Here is an 11,609-nt window from a genome sequence, read left to right as displayed (position 1 = left end):
TAAAACCAGTTACTAAAAAGTACTGTAGGCTGGGCTACTAATCCACAGCGTTGCTTTTAGTATAGAAAACTATACTAAAAAAAGCACTAGAGGTAGCGAACCTCTTGTGCTTAATATACAAGGCTGGGCAGAAGGTAGAAAAATAACCTTTACCCAGCCTCTCTTTTACGTTTCCGGAGCGGTATTAATTGGATACGCTCTACTATTATGTGTATTACTCTACATTCGGCTCAACCGAAGTCATTTTGTCATAAAAGGCCATAAATTGATCAGGGTCATCACTGCTGCGCAGCGCCATCGCCGAGCGAGGATGCTCATTCAAAATACCGGTGATCATGTAAGGAATGATGTAGCCCCATTCAACCTTGCGGCGGAGAGGGATAAACAGGCGCTCGATGACATCGATTACCGGCGCGACGTCATATTTGACGTCCTTTAAATGGCTGACGAGCAGCTCGGTCGGACAGTTTCCGGCAGCCCGTCCCATTCCGTAAACCGAAGAGTCAAGGAAGGTCACCTCATGATCGATTCCGACAAGCGTGTTGGCAAAAGCGAGCTGCATGTTGTTGTGCGTATGGATCCCGAGCTCTTTTTCAGGCAAATACGAGCGGAATTTTTCAGCGAGTGCCTTAATATCCTTGCCGTCAAGGCTGCCGAACGAATCGACGATATAGACGACATCAACGGGGCTGTTGTTAATCTCTTCAAGCGCCTCGTTAATTTCATGATCAAGCGAATTGGAAACAGCCATAATATTAATGCTCGTTTCATAGCCAAGCCCGTGAAATTTCTTAACGAGTTCAATTCCTTTTTTGACATCCTTGATGTAGCAGGCGACGCGGATTAAATCAATCAAACTTTCTTCGCGCGGCAAAATATCATGCTCATCGACGCGGCCGATATCGACTAATGCCGACAGCTTTGTCGCTTTTTTCTCGGGAATGACTTCCCTGATAAACTCATCATCCAAAAATCTCCACGGTCCTGAATCCTTCGCTTTCAGCAGCTTTGGTGAATTTTTATAGCCGATTTCCATGTAATCGACACCGGCTTTATTCAAGGATTCATATAAATCGCGAACGAAGGACACTTCAAAATCCCAATTATTTACTAATCCTCCATCGCGAATCGTACAATCAAGTATTTTTACTTTCTGTTCACTCAACTACTCCCACTCCTTTTTATCTCATGATCCTCACCAAACAATAAACAAGACAATGAATTCCGTCAAGTAGTTTGATTTTTTAGTAAGTTTATCTGATAAATTTTCGTTTTTCAAGCTGAACTTTAAAAAATTAATTGAGAAAGATTTGTAAATCAGCAAAACGAGAACACGGAAAAATAATTTTAAAAAGAACTTGAATTTTCTGAATACATACACTAACATGTATATGACACTTTGTTTCCTGTGGAAATCAAGTTAACTCATATTTGAAAGCGGTATCATCAAACGGATAAAGGAGCGGGTACGATGAAATTAATCATTGGCATTTCTGGTGCCACGGGCGCCATTTACGGAATTAAGCTTTTGGAAGCATTACAGTATGCAGAGGTGGAAAGCCATTTAATTTTGAGCAGCTGGGCGGAAAAAACAATCTCAATCGAAACCTCTTATTCGGTTGAAGAAGTGAAAGCGCTCGCAACGCATACGTATAGCGCGACGAATCAAGCGGCGATCATTTCGAGCGGTTCATTTATGACAGACGGGATGATTATCGCGCCGTGCAGTATGAAGTCATTGGCGTCAATCAGCTATGGTCTTGCTGATAATTTACTGAGCAGGGCGGCGGATGTCGTCTTAAAAGAAAACCGAAAGCTTGTTTTATTGCCACGCGAGTCTCCCCTGAACCAAATACATTTGGAAAATATGCTTCGTCTGGCAAAGATGGGCTCTGTCATTTTACCGCCGATGCCAGCTTTTTATAATCATCCTGAAACGATTGAAGACATTGTCAATCATACTGTCGCGCGGACGTTAGATCAGTTTGGCATTCCAAATCAAATGACGAAGCGCTGGCTGCAAAAAGCGTAAACAGTTCCTGTCACACAGCGAAAGGGGGGATGGGATGCAGGAGAAAGAATAGCAGAGAAATGTTGCACCAGGCACGAAAAGGGAGAGGGGTATGAGATGAATAAAAAGATGAAATGGACAGCTGTATTTTTTGTTATGTTACTTTCCTTTCTAATGGTGACGGCATGTGGAGAAACAAATCAGGAGTCTGCAGGAGGGGGCACCGAAGCAGAAGGGGAAGAAGCAGGTGACCAGGCAGCGGCAGAAGGGGCTCAAACGAATGAGTCAACGTTTCCGGAGAAGGAGGTGACGATTGTTGTAAGCAATAGTGCCGGCGGAAGTAATGACCTTGCAGCGAGATCGATTGCAGGGCCGTTACAGGAGGTGCTCGGTGTCCCGGTCGTCGTCGAAAACGTTGACGGAGCAGGCGGAAATATCGCGCGGGCCCAGGTGTTTAATGCTGAACCAGATGGTTATACATTGTTGAAAACACCGATTCCGTCGATGTCAATTGGCGAATTAGTAGCCGAGGGAGATTTTCAGACGATGGAATTTGAGCCGGTGTTTAATATGTTTGGTCATTCCTCGAATGTTGTCATCGTTCCTGCTGATTCAGAAATTGAAAGCATTGAAGATTTAATTGCGGCTTCAGAGAGTCAGAAGCTGCGGGCCTCCGGTTCCGGGGTGGCGACAAATACGGCGCTCGGCAGTATCTTCCTGAAGGAAATTGGTGTTGATCATCAATACATTCCATATGTAGGCGGAAGCGAGTCAGCCCAGCAGGTCGCCGGCGGGCATGTCGACTTTGGGATTGCAAGTGAGATTGCGGCGAAGTCCCTTGAAGAAGAAGGGCTTGTAAAAGTCATTGCCACGACTGCGACAGAGCGGTTAAGTATTTTTCCAGACGCGCCAACCTTAATTGAATTGGGGTATCCGGAGCTCGGGTTTGAAATTTTATACGGCATTTGGGCTCCGCCTAATACACCGCCTGATGTGATTGAGATTTTGGCCGATGCCTTCCTTGAAGCGAGCGAGGATCCGGCATTCAGCGAAGCGGCGGAAAGAGTCGGGTTTGTGGAGCAAATTTTGATGCCTGATGAATTCAGAGAGAGAAGAGATATCGACTATCTTTTAGTTGAAAAGCTGAAAGATCAATTTGAAGTGGAATAAAGCGGTGCTGTCCCAGCTTCGATAGTGGGACAGCCCTTTATCAAGAAGAAAAGGAGGGGAAATCGTATGACACGTAATCAAGTGATTGTTCCGATTTTACTCAATTTGTTTATCCTGCTTCTTTCACTTTTGTTTTTAATTTTAGCGATAACCGGGCTATCCTCCGAATCTGCGTCTGCGCCGATACTCGTTTGTGCGCTGACGATTATCGTTGCGGCTTTTGCGATCGTTGAAGACTATCGCAAAAAAAATAAGCCCGCAACCGATGAAGGTGAGGAAGAAGCTGCTGAAGAAACAGGGGAAAGCCAAAAGCCAATGTGGTTTATCTTAGCTTTGACGCTTATCTATTATTTGTTGATTATTTATGTCGGCTTTTTTGTTTCAACTGTGCTGTTTCTGCTCGTTATTCCTTATATGTATAAGTTTCGAAATTGGAAGCTGATTATAATCTCGACGATTTCGATGCTCGTCATTTACTGGGGCGGTTTCTCGTGGCTAATGAATGTTCGTTTCCCTAGTGGGTTTTTGCTGTAACTTTATGAGAATTGTGAGGTGATTTATTTGTGGTTAGAAGCGTTTAGCATGTTTTTAAGTTTTGACTATCTTATCGTTCTTGTCGGAGGAACGATCATCGGTATTACGCTTGGTGCTCTGCCGGGCCTCGGGCCTGCGTTTACGCTGGCATTGTTTCTGCCGGTAACCTTCGGGATGGACCCAGCTGTTGCGCTTGTCTTTTTGGGCGCCTTGTATTCCGCAAGCGTTTTCGGTGGTGCGATTACGGCTATTCTGATTAACGCACCCGGAACTCCCGGATCTGTGGCGACAACGTTTGACGGCTATCCTCTCGCCCAGCAGGGAAAGGGTGGATTAGCTTTAGGAGCGGCGGCGACCGCCTCATTAATCGGCGGGATTGTCGGCTTCATCGCGCTCGCAGGGCTGTCTCCTTTAATCGCCAGCATCGCCCTGCAATTTAATGCGGCGACTTACTTTATGTTAGCGATTTTTGGTTTGTCGATGGTCGCCTTTGCTTCTCAAGGGAACACGCTAAAAGGATTAATGCTGGCAGGACTTGGTCTGATTATTTCCTTCATCGGCCGCGACCCGGTAAGTGGAGGCTTGCGCTTTACCTTTGATAATGTTTATTTGGAGGATGGGATTTCCTTTGTTCCGGCGGCGATTGGTCTGTTTGCTTTATCGCAGGCCTTTATCCTGCTTGGAAAAGGAGGAACGATTTCCAAAATCGAAGGAACGATCTCCAAAGTGCGTGATGGAATGGTTGAAACGTTCAAGAGACCGGTCAATTTAATCCGTTCCAGTACGTTAGGGGTTGTATTGGGAGCGATCCCGGGTGTTGGAATTTCAATCGCCAACTTTGTTGCTTATTTGTTTGAGCAGCGTTCTTCTAAAAAGCCAAAATCATATGGAAAAGGAAATGTCGGGGGCGTTATCGCGCCGGAAAGTGCGAACAATGCAACATCGGTAGCTGAATTAATACCGGCTATTACGCTTGGCCTCCCCGGGGGAGCGACTTCGGCGATTTTTTTGGCGGCGATCACATTGCACGGTCTTCAACCGGGAGCGGCTTTCTTTTCCAGCGATTCGGCGATTTCCTATATTGTTTTTGTCGGCATGCTCCTGTCACAATTTGCTTTTTTTGTTCTGGCGATGATCGGAATGAAGTATTTTGTCAAAGTGACGTTAGTGCCCAATGAAATACTCGGTGTCGCGATTATTACACTGGCGCTGGTCGGCTCCTATGCGTACCAGTATAAAGTTACCGACATGTTTATCGCGATCGCTTTTGGTGTACTCGGCTATATCATGGTGAAGTATCATTATCCTCTTGCTCCGCTTATTCTCGGCCTCGTGCTCGGGAGTATGGTGGAAAGTAATTACCGAAGAGCATTGCTGATGTCTGACGGCTCTCATAGTATTTTCTTTACGCCGTTCCCATTGACGATCCTGATTATCACGATTCTCATTCTGGTTTTCCCATTCTTGATTAAGACGATAAAAAATATCAATAAAAAGGAGAATGATTATGACAACAACCAAACTTTATCCTAGTTTTCAAACGCATTTGGAAAAATTAGAAGAGAAGGGTCTCGTTCGTCATATTTATAAAGAGATTAATAAAGATACGGAATTGCATCCGCTTGTACGCTGGCAATTTAGAGGCGGAATTCCGGAGAGTGAAAGAAAAGTATTCGTGTTTCATAATGTGACAGACAGCAATGGGCGTAAATATGAAATGCCGGTCGTCGTTGGTGGATTATCGGTTAACCGTGAAGTGTACAGCATCGGAATGGGTGTGGAAGTCGAAGATATCGGCAAGAAATGGGCGGAAGCGAGAGCGAATCCGATTGACCCGGTCGTAGTGGAAGAAGCGGCTTGCCAGGAGGTCGTTTATATAGAAGATGAATTAGATGTTGAAGGCCAGGGCCTTGAACACATTCCGGTTCCGATTTCGACGCCGGGCTTTGATAATGCTCCCTATACGACTTGCTCACAATACATTTCAGTCGATCCGGAGAACGGCATTCAAAATATGGGAACGTATCGGGCGCAAATAAAAGGCTCAAGGCGGCTCGGTATGAATCCGTCTATCGAGATGGGCCAGGGAATCTATCAGCATTGGCTGAAATATAAGAAGATGGGCAAACCGATGCCCGCCGCTTTAGTTATCGGTGGACCACCGGCCGTGTCCTACTGTTCTGTGCAAAAGCTGCCATATAATACGGATGAATTTTCCGTCGCCGGGGCGTTATTGGGCGAACCGCTTAGAGTCGTAAAAGCAAAAACGGTAGACTTGCTCGTACCGGCTGACGCAGAAATTGTCATAGAAGGATATGTTCCGACTGACTCGCTTGAGCCGGAAGGGCCATTTGGCGAATCACACGGCCATGTCAATTTACAGGAATTTAACCCGTATATGAACGTCACGGCGATTACGCGCAAGAAAAAGGCTAATTTTGTCTCGATTATTAGCCAGGTAACGCCGAGTGAAAGCAGCTTAATTAAAAAGGTGGCATTCGAGCCGGTATTTCTCGATCATCTTAAAAATCATCTTCGTATTTCAAGTGTACAAAAGGTCGTCATGCATGAACCACTTACTAACTTACGGAAACTGGTTATTGTACAAATGAAGAATCCAACAGAAACAGATGTGTGGAGAGCTTTAACTGGAGCAGCAGCATTTATGCCTGCAGTGGGAAAAATGGTTGTTGCTGTGAGTGATGATATTAATCCTGAGAACAGCGATGCTATATTTTGGTCGATGGCATATAGGATGAACATTGTAAAGGATGTGCAAATTTTACACGGTAGGGATCCAGGCCATGGACCTAGAACTTCAGGTGCTGAAAGAGGAGATGATGCAGTTGATGGTACCCTTCTCATGAACGCAACGAAAAAAGAAGATTTGCCGCCATTATCTTTACCGAAGAAAGAATATATGGAAAGAGCGAAGGATATTTGGGAAGAGCTGGAGCTGCCAACGCTGCGCCCGGAATGGCCGTGGCACGGCTTCTCAATGGGAGATTGGGATGAATTTAATGAAAAAATGGCTGAACGGGCGGTCAGAGGAGAATATTTTGAAACGGGAGCCGAACAGGTGAATCAACGGGTTGGTCCGGAATGGATCAACAAAGATACGAAATGGTACAAGGAAGAACAAGAATAAATTTGATAGAAAGCGTTCACAACTGAGTCTCTTGCCAGACTCAGTTGTATTTATGCTTATACATATTGTATTGTCTATTTATAAAAGCTTGCATTATTCATAATAAGAGGAGGAAGAGGAATGAACAAGATCACAGTGCTAACAGAGTATAAAGCGGAGGATGGAAAGAAGGAAAACGTGCTCAGCGCAATAGACGAATTAAAAGAACAAATTGAAGCTTTAGGTGGTCGGGAAGTAATCATTTATGAGGGCGTAGATCAACCAGGTCTTTTTGTCGAACAGTTTTTGCTGCCAAATATGCAAGCATATGAAAAAATGAAAAGAATACGCGAAGAAGAAAGAATTGATTTTTGGCAAACGTTCAATTCTTATATTTTAGGAGGGAAGAAGAAAATTAATATGTGGGCATTCGAAAAAAAATAGTGTTATTATATACCTTACTTAACCAATAGAAAAAGTAGGAAAACAGGAGGTAATACAAGTCGATGGCCGAATACAGTTCATTAGCAGCAGTAGAGCGCACGTTCGTGATTATTAAAACACTTGTCGGGAAAGTGAACGGGTTGAGCGTCTCCAAACTCGTCGAAGAAACAGGAATATCCAAAAGCATCGTTTCACGAATTTTGAAAACATTAAAGGACAACCATTATGTCGAGCAGGATCCTGATACGAGATTTTACCGCTTGTCCTATGACTTTATCGGGCTGTCATTAAAGCATTTTAATGCTTTGGGGATAGATGGACTATTTCTCCCGGCTTTAAGAACGATATCAGCAGAAGTGAAGGAACTCGTGCAGCTATCTGTCGTAAGTCAGGAGAAGGTCTATTTTGTGCAAAAAATTGAAGGTGACAATCAGTTGAAGGTCGCTGATATGCTCGGGAAGGAAGCTCCTCTTCATTGCTCGGCCGCGGGGAAAATGTGGCTGTCGACATTGCCGCAGGAAGAGATTATCCGGCTTGTCAGCCAGCATGGAATGTCGCGTTACACAGAAAATACAATTACGGATCTGAATGAATTGTTAAAGGAGCTTGAAAAAATAAAACAGCTTGACTATGCACTCTCGCTCGAAGAATTCAACCATGGAATTACGGGTGTGGCGGTGCCGGTTTATTCCAATGCCAAAGAACGGCAATTGATGGCCAGCATCGTTATAACCGCTCCGACTGTCAGAATGTCTGAACAAAAAATTAAGCAAATCGTTCAAACATGCAACGCCTCGATTGGACCATTGAAGGATCAGCTGCCGACAATTGAATAAAGCTTGGGTGATGGGGCCGGGCCAAAAGGTTAAAAACAACCTTTTGCCCGGCCTTAACCAATGTGCTGGACCGTCACGAGCTGGTAACCTCTGTTTTGTCTTGCCTTCCTCACCTTTTAAAGTTATTCGAGGATGGCTGAAAGCCTCCCTAATTGTAACGGCACTGCACGCCGCTTCAAAGAAAAACGACTCAGGCGTTTTTCTTATATAAAATTGTTAAATAATTTTGATTTTTTCATTGATTGTTAAAAGGGATCATACTATAATCAAAGAAGAAACAAAGTTTCCTCTTAAAAATAAGTTACTTAATACAACTAGGTGTAGAGAGGAGGATAGAAAAAACGAGAGGAAATCAACACACAAAGTGAAAGAAACGGAGGGTTGGTAATGAACGTAAAAAAAGGACTGCTCGTCATCATAGCCATATTGATGCTTTTAGTGGTTGCAGCCTGTGGGTCCAACACAGAAAATGCCGAAAGTGAAGGAAGTGGACAGCAGGAAGGATCAGGTGATCAAGCAGCATCAGCAGACAATAGCTATCCAGAGCATGAAATTGAGATTATCGTCCCTAATGCAGCGGGAGGCAGTAATGACCTTGTCGCGCGCTCTATTTCCCAGCAATTGTCTGAGCATTTGGGGGTACCTGTCGTCATTCGTAATGTTGAAAGCGCTGGGGGGAGTATTGCGAGAGCGCAAGTATTTGGCGAAGAACCCGATGGCTACACGATTTTAACAAGTCCGATGCCGTCAATGTCGATTGGTGAGCTCGTTAATAACGATGATTTTAAAGTGCTGGAATTTGAACCTGTTTACCAAATCTTCGGTAATAATTCCACCGTTGTCGCCGTTTCGTCTGATTCAGAAATTGAAACGATGGAAGATTTATTTAACGCTTCGAAGGAAAAGGCACTTACCGCTGCAGGAACAGGGGCGGCAACGAACTCAACGCTCGCCAGTATTCTTTTACGTGAAAGCGGTCTTGAGCATCAATATATCCCGTTTGAAGGCGACGCCGGGGCATCGACGCAGGTAGCTGGAGGACATGTTGATTTTGGACTTATTAGTGAAGCCGGGGCCGAAGCTTTGGTAAGAGATAATCAAGTCCGGATTATCGGCTATCTCGGCGAGCAGCGTTCTGAAGTTTATCCTGATGTCCCGACAATGGTTGAGTTAGGTTATGAGGACGCTTATTTTGAAATCGTTTATGGCTTTTTTGCTCCTCCGGGAACGCCGGCTGACATAATCGAAATTCTTGAAAGCGCTTTTACAAAGGCGGTTGAAGAAGAGTCCTTCATTGAAATGGGGACCAATTCAGGATTTATTGTCAGCACGCGGAATGCCGAGGAATTCGGGGAGAACATTGAATATATTCATAACCGGATCGCGGAATTGCAGGATATGTTTGAAGTTGATTAAAAAAAGAGGTGAGCAAATTGAAAATCATTGATCTTTCACAGGAAATTTTCAAAGGGCAGCCGGTTTATCCCGGTCATCAGCCGACTGTTGTCTTTCCGATGACCGAGCTGAAGGACATCGGCGGGGGGAAACGGTCGTTTGCCGTTAACACCATTTTAATGTCAGAGCACGCCGGAACTCATACCGACTCTTTTATTCACATGGACGGCAACCCGGATGCGAAATCGATTGAGGAGATCGAATTGGAACGGTTTGCCGGGCCTGCGGTCTGCTTAGACGTCTCCGATGTGCCCGATTCAGATTATATTACAAAGGATCATCTAATCAACGGATGTGAACAAGCGCGTTTGGATCTGACAGGGATTAAAATCGTCTTATTGTACACAGGCACGTATGAACGGCATTTTCCAAAGCCGGTCTACAACCAGCAGAATCCAGGATTGAACCGCGAAGCAACAGAATGGCTCGCCGATCAAGGGGTGCAGCATATCGGAATTGACGCCGTCAGCATTGATGTCAGTCCTCACAAAGGAGAGGAATGGAAGCCCGCTCATACGGTTTGCGCTGAGCGGAATCTATTAAACACGGAAAATCTCGGAGATTTACGCGAGGTTGCCGGCAAGCGTTTCCTTTACATTGGACTTCCATTAAAAATTAAAAAGGGAACAGCCGGATTAACGAGAGCAGCAGCGATTTTAAATGCTGAGATAGTAGAGGGAGGCCTACGATGATTATTGAAGATCAGTTTAACGTACAGGCAAAAAAACAGGATGTGTGGACATTTTTAATGGACACGGAGCAATTAGCGCGCTGCCTGCCGGGCTGCGAAGAAGTCGATGAAGTGGAAGAAGGCGTTTACCAGGCTGTAGCCAAAGTGCAAATCGCCTTTATGAAATTAAAGTTCAATCTCAATGTCCGCATCACAGATTTGGATCCGCCGAATCAGCTGCAATCAGAGATTTTAGGAAAGCCATTTTCGTTAGTCGGTCAATTGAAAGTAAAAGCGAAATTGGATTTGGTCGAAGTTGACGAAGGGTCGACGGATGTTCAATATTTTATGGATTTAAGTTTAGCCGGAAAGCTGGGCTCAATCGGTCAGTCTGCTTTTCGTTCAAAGGCAACAGAGATGGGAGCGGAATTTGCGGCCAATATTAGAGAAGCCCTTGAGGAGAACGCTGTAAAACGGTAAAGAGAGGGGTAGATGAAATGGAAGATACAGTATGGATGGAACCTGATACATTACAAGGTGTAAAGGAGATCCTGGCCCAGGGAGATCCCGAAATCAGGGTTGTAAGTGGAGGAACCGCTCTGTCGCTCATTATGAAGCAGGGGATGTTCGATCCGAAAAAGATGATCAGTCTAAAAAAAGTGAAAAACGAATTAAGCTTTATTCGCCACGATGAAGAGCAAAATATCCGCATTGGCAGCATGACAACGCTGCGGGAAATCGAAATCGATCCTCTTATGAAAGCGGAACAGCCGGTCATTACCGAAGCGTTAGCCCATGTCGCCAACCCGCGGATCAGATATGTCGCCAGCCTCGGCGGAAATTTGGCGCACGGGGATGCACATTTGGATTTGCCGCCGATTCTCATGGCTCTTGGCGCGAAAATAAAGGTTGAAAGCAGCAAAGGGGACAGATGGCTGGAGCTGCATGATTTCTTTCAAGGCTATTATGAGACCGCCATGGAGTCTGATGAAATTTTAACCGAAGTGTTGATCCCGAAAAAAATCGAAGGGTTGCGCGGAACGTATTTCAAATATACGACGTTATCAAATGATGATTGGCCGACGGTAGGGGTCGCGGTTTTCCTGAAGACGGTCGAAGGAATTGTCGCCGACGTCCGGATCGTAATCAGCGCAGCAACAGATAAACCGACTCAACTGCCTGAGGTCGAGCAATGTGTGCGAAACAAATCATTAAATGAAGAAACAATCATGGAAGCTGCACAAAAAGCGTATGAAGTGGTAGAACCGTTAGAAGATTTAAGAGGCTCGGTCTGGTACAAAAAAGAGATGGTAAAAGTTCATATCAAACGGGCGCTTGAGCAACTGAAGACTGAAAGCTAAA

At 44.9% G+C, this 11,609-nt stretch carries 12 protein-coding genes; 11 read left to right on the top strand and 1 reads right to left on the bottom strand.

Going from position 1 to position 11,609, the window contains the following annotated elements; genetic code table 11:
• Positions 1–214: 214 nt before the first annotated feature.
• Positions 215–1,165 (bottom strand): aldolase catalytic domain-containing protein, encoded by a 951-nt coding sequence (locus tag M3202_RS07020; protein ID WP_251222624.1) that lies wholly within the window; start codon positions 1,163–1,165, stop codon positions 215–217.
• A 306-nt stretch (positions 1,166–1,471) separates the two neighbouring features.
• Between M3202_RS07020 and M3202_RS07015 the strand changes: the two genes are divergently transcribed.
• From M3202_RS07015 to M3202_RS06965, 11 genes are all read left to right on the top strand, one after another.
• Positions 1,472–2,032, top strand: a complete 561-nt coding sequence (locus tag M3202_RS07015; protein WP_251222623.1) for a UbiX family flavin prenyltransferase — start codon at positions 1,472–1,474, stop codon at positions 2,030–2,032.
• Between the two features lie 96 nt (positions 2,033–2,128).
• A complete protein-coding gene (locus M3202_RS07010) occupies positions 2,129–3,181 on the top strand; it encodes a Bug family tripartite tricarboxylate transporter substrate binding protein (protein ID WP_251222622.1) in 1,053 nt (350 codons plus the stop codon).
• Positions 3,182–3,247: 66 nt separating this feature from the next.
• The gene (locus M3202_RS07005; protein ID WP_251222621.1) at positions 3,248–3,715 is read left to right on the top strand and encodes a tripartite tricarboxylate transporter TctB family protein; all 468 of its coding nucleotides are present in this window, start codon (positions 3,248–3,250) and stop codon (positions 3,713–3,715) included.
• 48 nt (positions 3,716–3,763) lie between these two features.
• Positions 3,764–5,248, top strand: a complete 1,485-nt coding sequence (locus tag M3202_RS07000) for a tripartite tricarboxylate transporter permease (protein WP_251222620.1) — start codon at positions 3,764–3,766, stop codon at positions 5,246–5,248.
• Positions 5,223–6,863 (top strand): UbiD family decarboxylase, encoded by a 1,641-nt coding sequence (locus M3202_RS06995; RefSeq protein WP_251222619.1) that lies wholly within the window; start codon positions 5,223–5,225, stop codon positions 6,861–6,863. Before M3202_RS07000 ends, M3202_RS06995 begins: the two co-directional genes overlap by 26 nt.
• Positions 6,864–6,983: 120 nt before the next feature.
• Positions 6,984–7,286, top strand: coding sequence for a hypothetical protein (locus tag M3202_RS06990; protein ID WP_251222618.1), 303 nt, complete (start codon positions 6,984–6,986; stop codon positions 7,284–7,286).
• Positions 7,287–7,348: 62 nt separating this feature from the next.
• On the top strand, positions 7,349–8,122 hold the full coding sequence (locus M3202_RS06985; RefSeq protein ID WP_251222617.1) for an IclR family transcriptional regulator: 774 nt from the start codon (positions 7,349–7,351) through the stop codon (positions 8,120–8,122).
• A gap of 387 nt (positions 8,123–8,509) precedes the next feature.
• A complete protein-coding gene (locus M3202_RS06980) occupies positions 8,510–9,538 on the top strand; it encodes a Bug family tripartite tricarboxylate transporter substrate binding protein (RefSeq protein WP_251222616.1) in 1,029 nt (342 codons plus the stop codon).
• 17 nt (positions 9,539–9,555) lie between these two features.
• Positions 9,556–10,269, top strand: a complete 714-nt coding sequence (locus M3202_RS06975; RefSeq protein WP_251222615.1) for a cyclase family protein — start codon at positions 9,556–9,558, stop codon at positions 10,267–10,269.
• A complete protein-coding gene (locus tag M3202_RS06970; protein WP_251222614.1) occupies positions 10,266–10,727 on the top strand; it encodes an SRPBCC family protein in 462 nt (153 codons plus the stop codon). The genes M3202_RS06975 and M3202_RS06970 overlap by 4 nt, the downstream gene beginning before the upstream one ends.
• 17 nt (positions 10,728–10,744) lie before the next feature.
• Positions 10,745–11,608: an FAD binding domain-containing protein gene (locus tag M3202_RS06965; protein WP_251222613.1), complete on the top strand. Its 864-nt coding sequence runs from the start codon at positions 10,745–10,747 to the stop codon at positions 11,606–11,608.
• Position 11,609 lies beyond the last annotated feature (1 nt).

The sequence above is a fragment of the Halalkalibacter oceani genome (assembly GCF_023715605.1).
Classification (GTDB): Bacteria; Bacillota; Bacilli; order Bacillales; family Bacillaceae_D; genus Halalkalibacter; species Halalkalibacter oceani.
The sequence above is the reverse complement of the archived record's forward strand: the minus strand, read 5'-3'. Positions and strand labels throughout refer to the sequence as shown.

Coding starts and splice junctions, on each gene's coding strand:
- M3202_RS07015 (WP_251222623.1), top strand. CDS start 1,472: ATGAAATTAATCATTGGCATTTCTGGTGCCACGGGCGCCATTTACGGA.
- M3202_RS07010 (WP_251222622.1), top strand. CDS start 2,129: ATGAATAAAAAGATGAAATGGACAGCTGTATTTTTTGTTATGTTACTT.
- M3202_RS07005 (WP_251222621.1), top strand. CDS start 3,248: ATGACACGTAATCAAGTGATTGTTCCGATTTTACTCAATTTGTTTATC.
- M3202_RS07000 (WP_251222620.1), top strand. CDS start 3,764: ATGTTTTTAAGTTTTGACTATCTTATCGTTCTTGTCGGAGGAACGATC.
- M3202_RS06995 (WP_251222619.1), top strand. CDS start 5,223: ATGACAACAACCAAACTTTATCCTAGTTTTCAAACGCATTTGGAAAAA.
- M3202_RS06990 (WP_251222618.1), top strand. CDS start 6,984: ATGAACAAGATCACAGTGCTAACAGAGTATAAAGCGGAGGATGGAAAG.
- M3202_RS06985 (WP_251222617.1), top strand. CDS start 7,349: ATGGCCGAATACAGTTCATTAGCAGCAGTAGAGCGCACGTTCGTGATT.
- M3202_RS06980 (WP_251222616.1), top strand. CDS start 8,510: ATGAACGTAAAAAAAGGACTGCTCGTCATCATAGCCATATTGATGCTT.
- M3202_RS06970 (WP_251222614.1), top strand. CDS start 10,266: ATGATTATTGAAGATCAGTTTAACGTACAGGCAAAAAAACAGGATGTG.
- M3202_RS06965 (WP_251222613.1), top strand. CDS start 10,745: ATGGAAGATACAGTATGGATGGAACCTGATACATTACAAGGTGTAAAG.